Below are 16993 nucleotides of genomic sequence, written 5' to 3' on the forward strand. Positions count from 1 at the left end.
TTTATGAAACAAGAACTAAAGAATAAACTTGCATTTTTGGCAGATAAATACGAGGTAGCCGAATTTATTATGGACGACCCTATACAGTTTCCACATCGCTATACCGGCAAGGCCGATATTGAGATCTCTGCCCTGGTAGCCTCTTGGATTGCTACCGGAAACCGGAAGGCTATTATCAAAAGCGGCGACCGGATTGACCGTGAACTGTTCTCGAATGCTCCTTACCGGTATATACTTAGTGAGGAGTGGAAGAAATATCGAGGAGTAAAAACCAGCTTCTATCGTTATTATTCCTGGAATGATTTCTATTTACTTTGTCAGGCTTTGTATGCGGCCTATCAAGAACATGAAGACCTGGAGTCGCATTTGTGCCATTCGCTTTCTTCGGGTACTCCGTTGGAAAGACTGCAATCCGTGTTCGGACATATCAATGGGATGCCTGCTTTGGCAAGTGCTTCCGAAGCGAAAAAGATGTGTATGTTCCTGCGCTGGATGATTCGTCGGGATTCTCCTGTGGATCTGGGTATCTGGCGGAGTTTTGATCCTTCGGATCTGATTATTCCTCTCGACACGCATGTGCATCGCATTTCAGTCGATCTTGGACTGACCGATGCACGTAAATGTCTGAAGACTGCGCGTTGTATTACCGATGCATTGCGGGAGATATGGCCGGATGATCCGGTGAAGGGAGACTTTGCACTTTTCGGGTTTGGTATCAACGAATCCGTAAAAAGTTAGACGGTGTTATAAGAAACTTTTTAGCTTGACTATCTGTTCTTTAAGCGATAAAGGATATGTTAAACCTCCTTATGGCGTAAAATTATGACTAAGAAAGAAGAAGTTTTAGTAGAAGAGGGCAGTCGGCAAGCACCCGAGAAGTATTATATCAAAATAACTCCTGACGGCCCTTATCTTGTTTATGGTAATCCTCCCATTGACCAGGAAATTATTCTTCCCAATGAAGAAGGTTCTTCGTGGGTGTATCAACGCGGGCTGAGTTTCGACAGTTCGGCCACTCCGGTAGCTCTGTGCCGTTGCGGGCATTCCCGCCATAAACCCTTCTGTGACGGTTCTCATAAGCGTGCCACCGATTGGGACTCTAATGAAACCAATAACAAACGTCCGTTACTTGAAGAAGCCGAGGAATTGGAAGGCCCCGCCATGGTGCTTGCCGATAACGAAAAGTATTGTGCTTTTGCCCGTTTCTGCGATGCACGCGGCCGAATCTGGAATCTGGTACAACTCGCTGAAACGGAAGAAGAGCGTGAACTTGTCCGTCGCGAGGCCAGCCATTGTCCTGCCGGGCGGCTCGTCGTTTGGGACAAAGAGACGCAAAAAGTCTTCGAACCGCCTTTTGAGCCCTCTATCGGTATTATTGAGGATCCCGGAATCAGAGTGAGCGGACCTATTTGGGTAAAAGGCGGTATCCGCATAGAGAGTGCGGATGGCAAAAGCTATACAATCAGAAACAGGGTGACTTTGTGCCGTTGCGGACAGTCGTCCAATAAACCGTTTTGCGACGGTACACATGCTTCCATGGGATTCAGCGACGGACTTCCGTTGGAAGAAAAAGGCAAGAAGTGGTGATTCTGCTTTCTGAAAAATCATAAATAAGCCGGTTGTCAATCGATAAACTGGCTTGTTTATGAACTGCCCTGCCGGGTTCCCTCTTAAAATTATAGATAAAGAATGATCACAGTTCACCCATTTTTAGTATTTTTGCATCCTGTTTTGAAGATAGAAAACTTTAAAAGAAGAAAAATATAATGGCAAAAGAACTGAAAGACCTGACCAAACGCAGCGAAAACTATTCGCAGTGGTATAATGATTTGGTAGTGAAAGCCGATTTGGCAGAGCAATCGGCTGTACGCGGATGTATGGTGATTAAGCCTTACGGATACGCTATTTGGGAGAAAATGCAACGTCAGCTGGACGATATGTTTAAGGAAACCGGACATGTGAATGCTTATTTCCCGTTGCTGATTCCAAAATCATTCTTGAGTCGTGAAGCTGAGCATGTGGAAGGCTTTGCCAAAGAGTGTGCCGTAGTTACTCACTACCGCCTGAAGAATGCCGAAGATGGTTCGGGTGTGGTGGTTGACCCTGCTGCAAAGTTGGAAGAAGAACTGATTATCCGTCCGACTTCCGAAACAATCATCTGGAATACTTATAAAAACTGGATTCAGTCTTATCGTGACCTGCCTATCTTATGCAACCAGTGGGCAAACGTTTTCCGTTGGGAGATGCGTACACGACTGTTTCTCCGTACAGCAGAATTCCTGTGGCAGGAAGGCCATACGGCACATGCAACACGTGAGGAGGCAGAAGAAGAAGCAATCCGCATGCTGAATGTATATGCTGACTTTGCAGAGAAATACATGGCGGTTCCGGTGGTGAAAGGGGTGAAGTCGGCCAATGAACGTTTTGCCGGTGCGCTCGACACCTATACCATTGAAGCGATGATGCAGGACGGCAAGGCGTTACAGAGTGGTACGTCTCACTTCCTGGGACAGAACTTCGCGAAAGCGTTTGATGTGCAGTTTGTTAATAAAGAAAATAAGCTTGAGTACGTATGGGCTACTTCATGGGGTGTTTCTACCCGTCTGATGGGTGCATTGATCATGACCCACTCGGATGACAACGGTCTGGTATTACCTCCGCATCTGGCTCCGATTCAGGTAGTGATCGTTCCTATATATAAGAATGACGAGCAGCTGAAACAGATTGATGCCAAGGTAGAAGGTATTGTAGCGAAGCTGAAGGCATTGGGCATTTCGGTCAAATATGATAATGCCGATAACAAACGACCGGGCTTCAAATTTGCCGATTATGAACTGAAGGGTGTACCGGTTCGTCTGGTAATGGGCGGACGCGACCTGGAAAACAATACGATGGAGGTGATGCGTCGCGATACATTGGAGAAAGAGACCGTTACTTGCGATGATATCGAGACATATGTTCAAAATCTGTTGGAAGAGATTCAGGCCAACATCTACAAGAAAGCGCGTACTTATCGCGATTCACGTATCACTAAGGTAGACAGCTACGATGAATTCAAGGAAAAAATCGAAGAGGGCGGTTTCATTCTGGCTCATTGGGACGGAACTACGGAAACAGAAGAGAAGATCAAGGAAGAGACAAAAGCTACTATTCGTTGTATCCCGTTCGATTCGTTTGTTGAAGGTGACAAAGAGCCCGGTAAGTGTATGGTAACCGGCAAACCTTCTGCTTGCCGTGTGATATTTGCTCGTTCTTATTAATAATTAATATAAGGTATAAGGAAAAAAGGTTGGAGGTACCGAAATGAACTTCCAACCTTTTTCTTTACTATCGTTATTCTAATAGCCTATGAATCCATTCTTGAATCTTATTTGGCTGCTGTGCGGCGGCATTTTTACTGCGATAGAGTATCTTATTGCAAGTCTCTTGATGATGGTTACCATTATTGGTATTCCATTTGGCTTTCAGACTCTGAAACTGGCCGGGCTTGCTTTATGGCCGTTCGGCAAAGAGGTGAGGAGCACCCCCGATTCGGGAGGTTGCCTCAGTATAATAATGAATATAGTCTGGCTGTTTCTTGGTGGAATTTGGATCAGCCTTTCTCACCTGGGATGGGGGATTCTGCTTTGTATCACAATCATTGGTATACCATTCGGGAGACAACACTTCAAACTTGCCGGACTGGCTCTGACTCCCTTCGGAAAGGTTATTGTCGATAAGGGCTTTTAATCGTTCTATCTTCTTCACATCCCTTTTCGGTATTCATACACTTTCCGTTTTTGTATTCTTTCTTTGTAAGAGAGACATACGAAAATAAAGACTGAAGAAAAGAGAGCGTCACATCGGATGCTCTCTTTTCATTTCCGATTTAGCTTTGGTGATGTCCTTTACCGTGTCATTCGGGATGCTGTCCCGTGCGGTAGCCTGTTTCTTTCTCAGGTTTCTCAACTTCCATTTATTCCAGAAGAGAAGTTCACTCCATTTATTAAAATCTTTTTTGTACATGATACCGATTCCTTGGGTAGTCAGGTTGGTCCGTGTATAATAACGGTCGTTCGTTTCATTATACGCCTTCAGACGTATGTCTCCTGAGCGGTTGAGCAGCCATTCCGCTTCAAAGTCTCCGATGAAATTGGTATTAGCTAACGGATTATCCCGGTAGCCGAAATTACCATTAATAATCAGACGGTTGTTCAATAACTGTCCGGACAGGATACCTTCTATTTCCATGTCCGTCCAGCCTTTGTCACCGGTACTGAGATTCGTTCCGATGTTCCAGTTGTTGTTATCGAATACCTGCGATAACAGATTGTTTAACTGTCCGGACAGAGTAGAGAATAGGGCTGACGATGTCATATTAGAGTTTTGGGTGCCTCCGGTACTCTCCTGTGGATAGAACTTGCCGATACCCAGCAGATAGAGTATCTGTATGTTCATCTGCTCTTCCGTACTGATGTAATTGCGTACCAGCGTTTGTATCTCGTCCCGTTCGTTGGGGAGTTCGATACCTAATTTAATATTGGGGCGCCAGAGAATTCCGGTCAGGTTCATGATGCAATTCACCTTTACATTGGGTTGCTGGGTGATCGGGTCTGCAGCATCGGGGATCAGGTCATTCAGCGAAGCAGAGTTCACCGTATAACTGGCTTGTATATCGAGCGTCGCATCCAACGGGGGACCGTTGAAAGTGATACTGCTTCCGTCTTTTATGATAAAGTCCTTGCGGATGACTTCCTGCAAGCTGAACTTATAAATACCCTGGCTGATGCGGTAGTTTCCGAACATTTTCACATCTCCTTTATTAAAGAACTCTGTCCGTATGTTGCCGGAACCTTTACCGCTGATGTAGTCTCCGGCAATGGGGTCCATGATAATTTTCATAGTAGCGTCCGGAGTAGCATCTATCAACAGATTCAGGCGGATATCCGTTTTTGTCTCTTCCTCCTCCATCTCCTGCTGCAGCCGCTCATATTCTGATATTACATTGATGGAATCCTGAACGAATCTGCGCGGAGTTTTGTCGATAAACTTAATGAACTGGTTGCTGGCTGCTGAAGCAGTGGCATTGGTTATGTAGACAAAATTGGTATTGCGGTTGGTCGTGACGGCTGCATTGACTTGCAGTTCCTGCGGATTGCCAACCAGCATCGCATTGCCGGTTCCATACACTTTTCCGTAGAAGTTGATATCAGAACTTTCTTTCGTGTCCATCAGCAACATGTTGTTCACGTTGAATTCGAAGTGATAGCTCAAATCCCTGAAATGCCTGAAATTCAGTTTGCCGTTCATCGTGCCCTGGTGCCCTTCCATATCTGCGATATGTATATTGTCGAAAGTGATACCGGTGGTGGACAGACGGATAGTGTCTTTTACGGCAAATGATGTGTTTAGTATTCCTATCTTCAACGACGCATCTGTCATCAGATCCCCTTCGATGTTGAGTTCCTTGAATTTTCCATAGAAATGAGCTTTGCCGCTGGTACGTCCATGCAGGTCTTCGACAATGGAGCGCATGAAATATTGGAGGAACTGAATGTTTGTATGCTCCGTTTCTATATTCAAATCCAGTTTACTTTCCGGCTTTAACGGATAGACGTGCCCGATGACGTGCGTTTTCGATAGCCCTTCTTCTTCCATGTGAGCATCCAGGAAGATGGCACGTTTGTCGTTCTCCCATGCTCCGTAAATATCCATTGCTCCCAAAGAAGCATCATTGAAAGTGAAGTTTTTAAAATGTAAGCGGGTATTCATGACCGGCTCCTTCAAAATGCCACTGGCATATGCCGTTCCGGTGGCATCTCCTTTAAAGTCCACATCGTCAAAATCTACCACATCGAATACGTAACCCACATTGATGTCCTTCAGGTCTACCTTCAGTGTATCTTCGGCATGTTCCGAGATGCGTCCGTCGATGCGGATGTGACGGTCTTTATGCGAGAAATAGAAATCGTTTACATCTACTTTGCCCGAATCTACTACTACTTGTGACGGATGAATCTGCCACAAAGTGTCGTTCAGGATAATGTCTGTCTGCTTGATGTCTACGACTGTTTTCAGTGCCGACTTTTCTTCGGCCTTGCGGAAGAAGCTGGCAGCAGCGGATAATCGTCCGCTATAAGTATTGATGGTATTATTGCCCCAATTGATGTTGGCACTTATGGTATCATTTTGGGCTTGCGCATCCAGTGAGATGCTTACGGCACTCTCTTTTTTCAGGTTATTGAACCGTATCTTGGCCTTGAATTGGTCAGTAGGATTTTCACAGAGCACCAGTCCGGACTCGATAAACGTGTTTTGATATTGTAGCCGGGGGAAATAGCCCTCTACTCGCAGCCGCTGTGCCTGGTCATTGAAGTAACCCTTTACAGTCGAGTGCGTATATATCTTCAATGGGATGTCGAATACGGTAGACAGCAGTTCTGTATTGAATATGTGGACATCGAAACTGAAGTTGTTATTCGTTTCAATCGGCTTCTTATCCGGCTGGATCAATGAAGGAATGTATCGCCGCATAATATTCATTACGCTTGCCGGAAGTGTGTGATACAGATAATTACCTTCAATACTTGCTTTCAGGAAACTGGAGGTCAGTTTCAGTTGGTTTTGTTTGTCTTGTCGAGTGGCTATGATGTTGATATTATCCAGAAAGTAATTCTTTTCGGGTGCAGTGAATTGTAGACTGTCTATGTTGATTTCACCTATCATTTCATCGATGGAACCGCCACGGAAGTTAGCTTTCAGCTTCAGAGAGAATTCTGCGTCCGGATAATCCTTGGTCAGGTTCAAGTCGTGCGGGCGTACTTTATCTATTACAGCATTGAAGTTGAAAGTCGGGATTTTCTCGACTACATTGATGTTACCATTTAAATGTATCGAACCGTTTTCATCATCCAGTGCCACCTTTCCGTCGAAGCCGCCACGTTCGAACTCTCCGTCGAGTGTGATATTCTCATATTTATAATTACTGTATTCGAGGGCAGCTATCAGGCCTTTTAGCGTGATGGCGGGGTACTGGTTACGGTAGTGGCTGCCTTGAACATTCAGATTAAAGGTAATTTTGCCCAGTTGCTTGTTATCCAGCAACTGTCCCAGCTCGAAGTCGGTGGTCTTTACACCTCCCGAATAAGAAAACAAGGCTTTGGCTTTATCGGAACTGAGCTTTAAGTCAGTTTGGACAGAACCAATGTTGGTACGAAACAGACCGTACATGACCAAATCTGTGAAATACCCCGATATTTCACCGTGAAAGGAAGCATTTCCTAAACGCTGCAGAATAGGAGGAACCCCATTGTAATGCGGACTCAGGTTGCGTACCAGGAATCCGATTCCATCGTTATTGGCAGATAGATTGGCAAGATGCCCGTATACATAGGCATCTTGCGGGCGTGATAGATCCTGTAAAGAGACATCTCCCTTCAGTCGGAATTTATCGCCTGCATTAATTTCCAGCGTTTTGCAGTTCAACTGGTTGAGTGTACCTTCTACATCGATGCCCAGATCCAGCTTTTCTTTAAAGTTGGATAGTGCCGGAACAAAAGCTGAAATATCATTCAGGGTCACGTAGGATGGCAGAGTACGGAAAGAGAAACGGACTTCATCGGCAAAATGATTGAGTGCTCCCAAACTGTCATATTCCATCCGAATGGTATCCATTTTCATTTCGGTACCCGGCATTTCTATAGCAAAATTCTCTATTTTCATGCCTCTGTCATTAGCTATGACTTTCAGGCTCAACTTTCTCAGCTCAAAGCCCGATTGTTCATCCACGCTTAGCCGTTTGATGGCCGCATTGATCGAATCGCCTTGAAGTGCTTTGAGAGAGATGTTGGCAATGATATTATGCAATTTGACATGCTGGGGGTTGAACTTTCCGGGAGTTTCTTTTTCCGACAGTACATCGTAAGCCAACTTACCACGGCGTATCAATATAGAGTTGATACGCAAGTCGAGGCTCTTGTCTGTTTTTACTGTGTCTTTAGAGGCAAATGCGTCAAGGACAAATTTGAAATTAGGGTCCGTATTCGGAGTAGGTTTGTTCAGGTTGATGTTAAAGCCGAACAATTGTACACTGCTGATTGCGATTTTTCCGTTGAATAGGGGGATAATATCAAACTTGGCGGAAAGACGAGTAATTTTAAGCATCTCTTTGCCCGATTGGTCGTCGAGCAGCACATCGTCTATGATGATACGATTCAATAGTCCGATATCTATCTTACCGATAGTCAGTTCAGTACCTAATGTCCGGGATAGTTCTTTTGCGACAAACGTGGTCATGTTTCGCTGAATAAAAGGAATATTCAGCAAAATGATAGTTCCGATATATATACCTAATATAATACCGATAACCCAGCGTACAGTCTTCTTCAGCGTTCTGATAAGCGGTTGTTTTTATTTTGCGAACAAAAATATAAAATAGTTCGTTATGAATCCTACTTTTATCATTACTTTTGCATCGTTTAAATATCAAAAAGCGTATGAGTACAATTATATTAGGAATTGAGTCTTCCTGTGACGATACGTCGGCTGCGGTAATAAAAGATGGTTTTCTGTTGTCGAATGTAGTGTCCAGTCAGGCGGTGCATGAAGCTTACGGTGGTGTAGTACCCGAATTAGCATCACGTGCGCATCAGCAAAATATAGTACCTGTGGTGCATGAAGCATTGAAACGTGCAGGGGTGACGAAAGAGGAATTGAGTGCGGTAGCTTTTACGAGAGGTCCCGGACTGATGGGATCGTTGCTGGTGGGAGTATCTTTTGCGAAAGGGTTTGCCCGCTCATTAAACATTCCCATGATCGATGTTAATCATCTGACAGGACATGTATTAGCACATTTCATTAAAGAAGAGGGTGAAGAGAATGAACAACCCACTTTCCCATTCCTTTGCTTGTTGGTGTCCGGAGGTAATTCTCAAATCGTACTGGTGAAGGCATACAATGATATGGAGATTTTGGGACAGACAATTGATGATGCTGCCGGAGAAGCTATTGACAAATGTTCAAAAGTGATGGGGCTTGGTTACCCGGGCGGTCCTATTATTGACCGTTTGGCACGTCAGGGCAATCCGAAGGCTTATACATTCAGCAAACCCCACATCCCGGGGTTGGACTATAGTTTTAGTGGATTGAAGACATCGTTTCTTTACTCGTTGCGTGATTGGATGAAAGAAGATCCCGATTTCATCGAACATCATAAGACTGATTTAGCCGCTTCTCTTGAAGCGACTGTTGTAGATATATTGATGGATAAACTCCGTAAAGCAGCCAAACAGTATAAAATTAACGAGGTAGCTGTAGCAGGTGGTGTGTCCGCCAATAACGGTTTGCGTAATGCTTTCCGTGAGCATGCGGAGAAGTATGGCTGGAAGATTTTTATTCCAAAGTTTAGCTATACCACGGACAATGCTGCAATGATCGCTATTACGGGATATTTTAAATATCAGGATAAAGACTTCTGTCCTATGGAATTGCCGGCTTATTCACGTGTGACTTTATAAAAGAAAAGAGGGTAGATCTTTCTTCTTCTATCTATAATATTGAGAAAGTTAAATAAAAAAAATCATGTTTGCAGAGATAATAACCATCGGTGATGAGTTGCTGATAGGTCAGGTGACTGACACTAATTCGGCATGGATGGGACGCGAATTAAATAAAGTCGGTATCGAAGTTATTCGTGTAGTGTCTGTACGTGATCGTGCAGAAGAGATAACCGAAGCAGTGGATGCCTCGATGAAAAGGGCGGATATTGTATTGATGACAGGTGGTTTGGGTCCTACTAAGGATGATATCACCAAACAAACCCTTTGTGAATATTTTGGTACCAAACTGATTTTTAGTGAGGCTGTATTTGAAAATGTGAAGCGGGTATTAGCTGGAAAAATACCGATGAATGCGTTGAATAAGAGTCAGGCGATGGTGCCAGAGAATTGTACGGTCATTAATAATCGGGTGGGAAGTGCCTCTGTCAGTTGGTTTGAAAAGGATAGTAAAGTGCTTGTTTCCATGCCCGGTGTTCCTCAGGAGATGACTACGGTAATGAGTGAAGAAGTGATTCCTCGTTTGTGCGCAAAGTTTCATACAGATGCCATTGTACATCGTACTTTTACTGTGCAAAATTATCCGGAATCAGTGCTGGCTGAAAAACTGGAGGCTTGGGAGGTGGCGCTGCCGTCTTGTATTAAACTTGCTTACTTGCCTAAACCCGGTTTGATTCGCTTGAGATTGACAGGACGTGGACAAGATCGTCAGGAAGTAGAGACATACTTAAATGTTGAGAGCGCCAAATTGGAAGCCATTTTAGGTGAAGATATTTTGGATGAAGAAGATACACCGATTGAGATTCTGATTGGGGAACTTCTGAAAAAGAAGAAATTGACCCTTTCCACCGCAGAAAGCTGCACCGGTGGAAGTATTGCAGCCCGTGTTACTTCGGTTGCCGGAAGTTCGGAATATTTTAAAGGAAGTGTAGTGGCGTACTCTAATGAAGTAAAGATGAAATTGCTGGGGGTATCGATGGAAACGCTTGAAAAGAAAGGTGCTGTAAGCGAGGAAACCGTAATTGAGATGGTAAAAGGTGCGATGGAAGCGCTGAAAACTGATTGTGCAGTCGCCACTTCGGGTATTGCAGGTCCTGGCGGAGGTACTAAGCAGAAGCCTGTTGGTACAGTCTGGATTGCTGCTGCCTATAAAAATGAAATTTGCACTATGAAGCAGGAAACTGACCGCGGAAGAGAAATGAATGTGGAGAGAGCAGGTAATAATGCTCTTCTGTTACTTCGAAAATTGGTGAAATGAAGAAAAATTACTGCTGAATAATGAATTTATTTAAGAAATGCTTGTTTTATATCTATAAAAGTGCTTACTTTGCGCTCTGTTTGAAAGAAGTATAGATTAAAACTATAAAAATAAGATAGAAATGTCGAAGATTTGTCAAATTACCGGAAAGAAAGCCATGATTGGCAACAATGTTTCACACTCAAAGAGAAGAACTAAGAGAACCTTTGATTTGAACTTGTTTAACAAAAAGTTCTACTATGTAGAACAGGACTGCTGGATCAGCCTGAGCCTCTGCGCTGCTGGTTTGCGTATTATTAATAAGAAAGGTTTGGACGCTGCTCTGAATGATGCAGTTGCCAAAGGGTATTGTGATTGGAAAACCATTAAAGTTATTGGCTAAAACGTAAGAGGAGAAACTGATTATGGCAAAGAAAGCAAAAGGTAATAGAGTTCAGGTGATTCTGGAATGCACAGAACACAAAGATAGCGGTATGCCGGGAACATCTCGTTATATCACAACTAAGAACAGAAAGAATACTACAGAAAGACTTGAGTTGAAAAAATACAACCCGATTCTGAAGAGAGTAACAGTACACAAAGAAATTAAATAAAAAAGAAAGAGTATAACCCATGGCAAAGAAAACAGTAGCAAGTTTGCACGAAGGATCTAAAGAAGGTCGTGCTTATACTAAGGTTATCAAAATGGTTAAATCTCCGAAGACTGGAGCTTACATTTTTGATGAACAAATGGTTCCTAACGAAAAAGTACAAGACTTTTTTAAGAAATAAGCCGGTTGCATTAGATTGCAACCTGAAAAATCCTCTCACTGATATTCATTGAGGGGATTTTTTTTGCCAATTTTATTCGCTTCAATTTTTACTTTACGCCAGTTTTATTATATCTTTGTAGCATAATGTATTATACAAATAATTGTAATCATGGGATTTTTTAGTTTTTTCTCAAAGGAAAAGAAGGAAACTTTAGATAAAGGATTATCTAAAACCAAAGAAAGTGTATTCAGCAAGATTGCCCGTGCGGTAGCCGGCAAGTCGAAGGTGGATGATGAAGTGCTGGATAATCTGGAAGAGGTGCTTATCACATCGGATGTGGGAGTAGAGACTACTCTTAATATCATTAAACGTATTGAAAAACGTGCGGCAGAAGATAAATATGTAAATACACAAGAGCTAAACTCAATTCTGCGTGAAGAAATTGCAGCATTGTTGACTGAGAATAATTCGGATGATGTTGCTGATTTCGATGTTCCGGTAGAGAAAAAGCCTTATGTCATTATGGTAGTGGGTGTGAATGGGGTTGGTAAAACAACTACCATTGGTAAACTTGCTTATCAATTCAAGAAAGCTGGTAAATCTGTTTACTTGGGTGCGGCCGATACATTTCGTGCAGCAGCTGTAGAACAGCTTGTAATTTGGGGAGATAGAGTAGGGGTACCGGTAATAAAACAAAAAATGGGTGCTGATCCCGCTTCGGTTGCATTTGATACATTAAGCTCGGCCGTTGCTAATGATGCGGATGTTGTGATTATAGATACAGCAGGACGCCTACACAATAAGGTCGGTTTGATGAATGAACTGACGAAGATTAAGAATGTAATGAAGAAGGTGGTACCTGATGCTCCGAATGAGGTGTTGCTGGTGCTTGATGGTTCAACCGGGCAGAATGCCTTTGAGCAGGCTAAACAATTCACGTTGGCTACAGAGGTGACTGCCATGGCTATAACAAAACTGGACGGAACGGCAAAGGGAGGCGTTGTTATCGGAATTTCAGATCAGTTTAAGATTCCGGTGAAATATATTGGATTGGGTGAAGGTATGGAAGACCTGCAGGTTTTCCGCAAGAAAGAATTTGTAGACTCCTTATTTGGAGAGAATGCATGAAAAGAAAAACTATAGATATTATAACATTAGGGTGCTCTAAGAATTTGGTGGATTCGGAACAGTTGATGCGTCAGTTGGAAGAAGCCGGATATGATGTTACCCATGACTCGGAAAAACCGACAGGAGAAATAGCAGTTATCAATACCTGCGGTTTCATCGGTGATGCGAAAGAAGAATCAATTAATATGATTCTGGAATTTGCCCAGGAAAAAGAAGAAGGAAATCTGGAAAAACTTTTTGTTATGGGCTGTCTTTCGGAACGCTATTTAAAAGAATTGGCGATTGAAATTCCTCAGGTTGATAAGTTTTATGGTAAATTCAACTGGAAAGAGTTGTTGCAGGACTTGGGAAAAGCCTACCATGACGAACTTCATATTGAACGTACGCTAACTACCCCTAAACATTATGCTTATCTGAAAATATCAGAGGGGTGTGACCGTAAATGTTCTTATTGCGCTATACCAATCATTACAGGACGTCATGTGTCTCGTCCCATGGAAGAGATCTTGGACGAAGTGAGATACTTGGTTTCCAATGGTGTGAAAGAGTTTCAGGTGATTGCCCAGGAGTTGACTTACTATGGAGTCGATTTATACAAGAAACAAATGCTCCCGGAATTGATTGAGCGTGTTTCTGAGATTCCGGGTGTGGAATGGATACGTTTACACTATGCATACCCGGCACATTTTCCTGAAGACTTGTTTAGAGTGATGCGTGAACGGGATAATGTATGCAAATACATGGATATAGCATTGCAACATATTAGTGATAACATGTTGCAACGTATGCAGCGTCATGTGACCAAAGAAGACACCTATCGGTTAATTGAACAGTTTCGTAAAGAAGTTCCCGGTATTCATTTACGTACAACGTTGATGGTGGGGCATCCGGGTGAAACAGAAGAGGATTTTGAGGAATTGAAAGAGTTTGTTCGTAAAGTCCGTTTCGATAGAATGGGAGCTTTTGCTTATTCAGAGGAAGAGGGCACGTATGCGGCAGCTAATTATGAAGATTCTATTCCTCAAGAAGTGAAACAGGCCCGCTTGGATGAACTGATGGATATTCAACAGGGGATTTCTGCTGAACTTAGTGCATCTAAGGTGGGGTGGCAAATGAAAGTTATCATTGATCGTATAGAGGGTGATTATTATGTTGGGCGCACTGAATTTGATTCTCCGGAAGTAGATCCTGAGGTATTAATAAAGTGCGAGGGAGATAGTCTGAGGGTTGGTAACTTTTATCAAATAGAGGTGATTGATTCCGATGAATTCGATCTTTTTGCGAAAGTTATCTAAAGATATTTCCCTAAGAATTTGTTTTTTTCATTCGGATTGACTAATATAGCAACACACTTTTAAAATTGTAGTATTTTGAATAACAAAGAATTTACTTCAGAACTTTCGCGCAGGTTAGGATATAATACAAAAGATACTTCTGACTTGATAACTACTCTGCTGTCTGACATCATTCAGGAGCTGCAGGAAGGTAATGCTATAGGAATACAGGGATTTGGTGCTTTTGAAGTAAAAAAGAAGGCTGAGCGTATTGTCATCAATCCTGTCACCAGACTACGCTTGTTGGTTCCACCCAAACTGGTGTTGGCATTCAAGCCAAGTCCAATCTTAAAGGATAAGTTTAAAGAAGCATTTCCGTATGAATGAAAGGTTGACTATACAGAATCTTGTTGATTTACTGGTTAGCAGGCATGGGGTCCCTCAAAAAGATGCCGATGTTTTTGTTCGGGAGTTTTTTCTGTTGATAGAACAGGCTCTGGAGAATGATCAGTACGTGAAAATCAAGGGGCTGGGAACATTTAAACTGATAGGGGTTAATAGCCGTGAAAGTGTAAATATCAATACAGGCGAACGAATTAAGATAGAAGGACATACAAAGATTTCTTTTACTCCTGATCCTTCTTTGCGGGATATTATTAATAGGCCTTTTTCTCATTTTGAGACGGTTGTACTGAATGAGAATACTGTATTGGAAGATACGCCGATAGAGGAATTGGAGGGAGATCCGGTGGATGTGTCTGGAGTAGAAGGGGTACAGTTTATGGAGGATGTCTCAGGGAAAAAGCAGATTGAAACAGAGCCTATAGAGGCAGCAGAGCAGATAGAAACAGTAGAATCGGAGGGTATGCCGGAGCAAAGCACTGAGAATGCTGAGACTACTACTGGGGATATTGAGGAGGATACGAAAAAAACGGAAAATATAGAAATTGGAGGTCGAATGGTTGATGTGCCAGAAGAAGTTGAAAAGGAAACCTGCAAGGATACGGGCACAAAGACTATTATAGAAATAGAAGGATTATCTGTTGATGAAGTATCGGAAGACATTAAACCAGATAAGACTGACGAAGGATTCGAGGAAGAACAAGAGCAGGCGGAAAAAGAAATAGAAGAAGGCGAGGCTCCTAAACTGACTGCAGAAGAAATAATTGCTCGGGAGATTCAGAAAACAGAAGTTCCGATTGTTCCTATGAGAAAGGAGAGGCACCCCCAAAAAGAAATTAAATTCAAAAAAGAGAAGTCTCCTGTCCCTTATTTGGTAACTATCATAGCGGTTGTTATGCTGCTTTGTGGTGCGGCTCTGGTTTTTGTTTATTATCCGGATTTGTTTTCTAAAGAAGAAATGCAATCAACCGTAATTGAAGCGGTGGAGAAAAAAGAGCCTATAAAGGAAGTCCCGTTAGATACTGTTATGAAAACAGATACTATAGCCGAAGTGGTGGTAAAAATGCAGGATAAACAACAGGTAGTGAATCCTAAACCTGTGTCGGTGAAAACGGATAAAGTATCGGAGAGTAAATCGGTTTCTCAGGAAAAGGTTACTAAGAAGGTGGTGTCAATACCTGTTAAGCCGGATTCTGTAAATTACATAATTACCGGTACTAAGACTACCTATATGATGAAAGAGGGGGAGACTTTAACCAAGGTCTCTTTACGCTTCTATGGTACAAAAGATTTGTGGCCTTATATTGTTAAGCATAATCAGGGAGTGATTAAGAATCCGAATAGTGTGCCATATGGTACTGTACTTAAAATACCGGAACTTGTTAAAAAGTAACGGCTTTGTATGGCACCCGGGTGTATAAACTTGTATACATCCGGGTGCCGTGTTTATGTTATACAAATACAAAAGCGTATGAAAGTACCTTAATCTAAAGACTTCGCATTGTTTTTTAATAAAAATTAGTTGGAATGGTTAAAGATATAGTGTACTTTTGGAATCGAAATTAAAAAGCCTTACAACATAGGTTTCATTTATATTATAAGTAAGAAATTAAACAATAAAATAATTAGTATTTATGGCTGAATCAATTGACATCCGCGAATTGAACGAGCGGATTGAAAGACAGAGTGCTTTCGTTACCAATCTTACAACAGGCATGGACCAGATCATTGTGGGTCAGAAACATTTGGTAGAGTCACTGTTAATCGGGCTACTTTCTGACGGGCATGTATTGCTTGAGGGTGTACCAGGATTGGCAAAAACATTGGCAATCAAGACATTGGCTTCGTTGATCGATGCAAAATACAGCCGCATACAGTTTACGCCTGATTTGTTGCCTGCCGATGTTGTAGGTACTATGGTTTACAGTCAGAAAGATGAAACCTTTCAAGTGAAAAAAGGTCCGATTTTTGCTAATTTTGTATTGGCCGATGAAATAAACCGTGCGCCTGCCAAAGTGCAGAGTGCCCTGCTTGAAGCAATGCAGGAACGTCAGGTGACCATTGGTAAAGAGACATTCTTGTTGCCTGAGCCATTCCTTGTGTTAGCTACACAGAACCCGATTGAGCAGGAAGGTACATATCCGCTTCCGGAAGCTCAGGTAGACCGTTTTATGCTTAAGGTGATTATTGATTATCCGAAGCAGGAAGAGGAGAAATTAATTATTCGCCAAAACATTAATGGAGAGAAATTCAATGTGAAACCTATTTTGAAGGCAGAAGAAATAATTGAAGCCCGTAAAGTAGTACGCCAGGTTTATCTGGATGAAAAGATTGAACGTTATATTGTAGACATCGTATTTGCTACACGTTATCCCGAAAAATATGATTTGAAAGAGCTGAAAGATATGATTGGATTCGGTGGTTCACCTCGTGCTTCCATTAATCTGGCTTTGGCTGCACGTACTTATGCATTTATTAAACGTCGTGGCTATGTGATTCCGGAAGATGTACGTGCTGTTGCACATGATGTCCTCCGGCATCGTATCGGATTGACATATGAAGCGGAAGCCAGCAATGTAACTTCTGATGAAATTGTAAGTAAAATATTGAATAAGATAGAAGTGCCTTAATTTTAATTGAGAATG

At 42.5% G+C, this 16993-nt stretch carries 15 protein-coding genes; 14 read left to right on the top strand and 1 reads right to left on the bottom strand.

Translation table 11 applies throughout. The features are described from left to right. Positions 1–3: 3 nt before the first annotated feature. The 4 genes from JZY04_RS03605 (at position 4) to JZY04_RS03620 (ending at position 3729) form a co-directional block, all read left to right on the top strand. Positions 4–738: a TIGR02757 family protein gene (locus tag JZY04_RS03605; RefSeq protein WP_122142149.1), complete on the top strand. Its 735-nt coding sequence runs from the start codon at positions 4–6 to the stop codon at positions 736–738. Positions 739–822: 84 nt separating this feature from the next. Next, positions 823–1587: a CDGSH iron-sulfur domain-containing protein gene (locus JZY04_RS03610; protein ID WP_122142148.1), complete on the top strand. Its 765-nt coding sequence runs from the start codon at positions 823–825 to the stop codon at positions 1585–1587. Between the two features lie 179 nt (positions 1588–1766). Then, a complete protein-coding gene (proS, locus tag JZY04_RS03615) occupies positions 1767–3260 on the top strand; it encodes a proline--tRNA ligase (protein WP_122142147.1) in 1494 nt (497 codons plus the stop codon). Between the two features lie 88 nt (positions 3261–3348). Further along, on the top strand, positions 3349–3729 hold the full coding sequence (locus JZY04_RS03620) for a YccF domain-containing protein (protein WP_005820355.1): 381 nt from the start codon (positions 3349–3351) through the stop codon (positions 3727–3729). 108 nt (positions 3730–3837) lie between these two features. Here the strand turns inward: JZY04_RS03620 and JZY04_RS03625 are convergent, their stop codons facing one another. Further along, positions 3838–8274, bottom strand: a complete 4437-nt coding sequence (locus tag JZY04_RS03625) for a translocation/assembly module TamB domain-containing protein (RefSeq protein ID WP_122142146.1) — start codon at positions 8272–8274, stop codon at positions 3838–3840. A 200-nt stretch (positions 8275–8474) separates the two neighbouring features. Here JZY04_RS03625 and tsaD point away from each other — a divergent pair, with 200 nt between their 5' ends. From tsaD to JZY04_RS03675, 10 genes are all read left to right on the top strand, one after another. Then, positions 8475–9494, top strand: coding sequence for a tRNA (adenosine(37)-N6)-threonylcarbamoyltransferase complex transferase subunit TsaD (tsaD, locus tag JZY04_RS03630; protein ID WP_005806292.1), 1020 nt, complete (start codon positions 8475–8477; stop codon positions 9492–9494). Positions 9495–9558: 64 nt separating this feature from the next. Continuing rightward, positions 9559–10791, top strand: a complete 1233-nt coding sequence (locus JZY04_RS03635; protein ID WP_122142145.1) for a CinA family nicotinamide mononucleotide deamidase-related protein — start codon at positions 9559–9561, stop codon at positions 10789–10791. Between the two features lie 121 nt (positions 10792–10912). After that, positions 10913–11173 carry a 50S ribosomal protein L28 gene (gene rpmB / locus JZY04_RS03640; protein ID WP_002560154.1) on the top strand — a complete coding sequence of 87 codons (261 nt, stop codon included), beginning with the start codon at positions 10913–10915 and terminating at the stop codon, positions 11171–11173. Between the two features lie 22 nt (positions 11174–11195). Beyond that, positions 11196–11384 carry a 50S ribosomal protein L33 gene (gene rpmG / locus JZY04_RS03645; protein WP_002560155.1) on the top strand — a complete coding sequence of 63 codons (189 nt, stop codon included), beginning with the start codon at positions 11196–11198 and terminating at the stop codon, positions 11382–11384. Between the two features lie 19 nt (positions 11385–11403). Next, positions 11404–11562, top strand: a complete 159-nt coding sequence (locus JZY04_RS03650) for a DUF4295 domain-containing protein (RefSeq protein WP_005777897.1) — start codon at positions 11404–11406, stop codon at positions 11560–11562. Positions 11563–11712: 150 nt separating this feature from the next. After that, positions 11713–12672: a signal recognition particle-docking protein FtsY gene (ftsY, locus tag JZY04_RS03655; protein WP_022011375.1), complete on the top strand. Its 960-nt coding sequence runs from the start codon at positions 11713–11715 to the stop codon at positions 12670–12672. Next, positions 12669–13967, top strand: coding sequence for a 30S ribosomal protein S12 methylthiotransferase RimO (gene rimO / locus JZY04_RS03660; protein ID WP_122142144.1), 1299 nt, complete (start codon positions 12669–12671; stop codon positions 13965–13967). The genes ftsY and rimO overlap by 4 nt, the downstream gene beginning before the upstream one ends. A gap of 75 nt (positions 13968–14042) precedes the next feature. Continuing rightward, a complete protein-coding gene (locus JZY04_RS03665; protein ID WP_005777892.1) occupies positions 14043–14333 on the top strand; it encodes an HU family DNA-binding protein in 291 nt (96 codons plus the stop codon). Beyond that, a complete protein-coding gene (locus tag JZY04_RS03670) occupies positions 14326–15741 on the top strand; it encodes an HU family DNA-binding protein (RefSeq protein WP_122142143.1) in 1416 nt (471 codons plus the stop codon). Before JZY04_RS03665 ends, JZY04_RS03670 begins: the two co-directional genes overlap by 8 nt. 241 nt (positions 15742–15982) lie before the next feature. Next, positions 15983–16978 (top strand): MoxR family ATPase, encoded by a 996-nt coding sequence (locus JZY04_RS03675; protein ID WP_005777888.1) that lies wholly within the window; start codon positions 15983–15985, stop codon positions 16976–16978. Positions 16979–16993 lie beyond the last annotated feature (15 nt).

Source organism: Bacteroides sp. 11BF, assembly GCF_019633765.1.
Taxonomy (GTDB): domain Bacteria; phylum Bacteroidota; class Bacteroidia; order Bacteroidales; family Bacteroidaceae; genus Bacteroides; species Bacteroides hominis.